This is a genomic window from Rhizobium sp. BR 317, from assembly GCF_047445835.1.
Classification (GTDB): Bacteria; Pseudomonadota; Alphaproteobacteria; order Rhizobiales; family Rhizobiaceae; genus Rhizobium; species Rhizobium paranaense.
Genome location: NZ_JARWLB010000119.1, coordinates 1 through 1487 on the forward strand (window position 1 = coordinate 1; position 1487 = coordinate 1487).

General features: G+C 57.4%; 1 protein-coding gene and 1 pseudogene. One reads left to right on the forward strand and one right to left on the reverse strand.

All coding sequences use genetic code 11. The features are described from left to right. Window positions 1-13: 13 nt before the first annotated feature. Window positions 14-781, reverse strand: a pseudogene (locus tag QD357_RS32200) (glycoside hydrolase family 3 protein); the annotation flags it as partial. Between the two features lie 332 nt (window positions 782-1113). Here QD357_RS32200 and QD357_RS32205 point away from each other — a divergent pair. Further along, window positions 1114-1487: hypothetical protein (locus QD357_RS32205; RefSeq protein ID WP_414126062.1), on the forward strand; the 374-nt coding region annotated here is incomplete at its 3' end.

The window sequence follows — 1487 nt, forward strand, 5'->3', positions numbered from 1 at the left end:
AGTCTTACATGTCGAGGCCGTCATATCCCCATTCGTCGCGCAGAACCTCGGTCAGCAGCCAGTGGTTCTCGGCGGTTTGAACGCCGTTCAGGCGGTTGTAGGAGCTCATCACCGTCCAAGGATTGCTCTTGCGGATCGCACGTTCGAACCCCTTCAGGTAGATTTCGCGAAGCGCCCGCTCCTCGACGTCCGAACTCATCGTCGTGCGCTGCACCTCGGAATTATTGCAAGCGAAATGTTTCAGCGACGCACCGACGCCATTGTCCTGCATCCCGTTGATGACGGCGGCGGCGATATCGCCGGAAATTACCGGATCCTCGCCATAGTATTCATAGGAGCGCCMGGCCAGGGCCGTGCGGCGTATATTGATGCCGGGCCCGAGCAGGATATGGACCCCGAAAGCTTGACACTCGGCCGCTAGCGCTTCCCMCAGCTCGTACGCCAGATCGACATCCCAGGAGCAGCCGAACGAGGAGCCGTTGGGAAAGCACGTGGCCGGGCGGGTGGAGCCGAATGCGTCCTCAACGCCGCGCGAAAGATCTGCATTGACCACGCTGAGGAAGGAGGCAAGCTGGCTGTCGTTATCCTGCGGACCGTCGATCTGCTCGATCGAATAACGAACGCCATAGGTACCGTCGGTCATAAGKATTTCCGGAATGTTCAGACGGTAGTTGGTTGCTGTGCGCCACAAKCCCTGGCCACTCACCAGCGTCACCTTWTCTTCAGGCGTCATCTGCTCCACGAGCTCGGCCAACTMCTTGTCGGAAACGTTCCATGTCATCGGTCATCCACCCAATTTTGCGGGCACAGCCAGCCTGCTCCGGCAGGACCTCCCCGCCTTTGGGGCTCCCACGCTGCGCCATAGAATGTCCTGACGATGTCACATGAAACGAAACGCATCTAGCCGCGAAACTTGTTCTGGAAATAGATCAGTTTTTGATATTTAGTGCTTTTGAAAGTAGGGAGGATCACATGACCGTAGCTTATGTGCAGCAGGACGCCAGGCGTGGACGGACTGGCTGCGGATTCGAAGATMACGGCCCGTCGGGCGATCCCCACTGCCGGGCTTTCGTGCATKGCTACGCCGACGTACCMTACCATTGGCACCGGGAAATGGAGATAGTTTTCCTTCTGCGCGGCAGCTTCCGACTAATCGTCAATGGGCAGGTATGCKAGATGAAAGAAGATGACCTCATCGTCATCAACGGCGATCTCCCGCACAATTCCACATCCATTTCCCGCGACGCATTGATCTGTGGCGTCCATCTTGACACGAGCCATTTCKAGCGCATGGGGCTTGCCGGTTTTTCCGCCCGGCAGTATCTATGCCGCACCTTCCTGCATTGCCGTTCCTTCATGAGCAAGGTAGAGCCGATCAAGTCGTTAATCGCCCGCATCATTCTCGATCAGGCTACCCGACCCGAGGAAGWCCTGTCACGCCAGACCGCCGCCAATCTTTTGGCCTGCTATATTTATCGCTGGATACC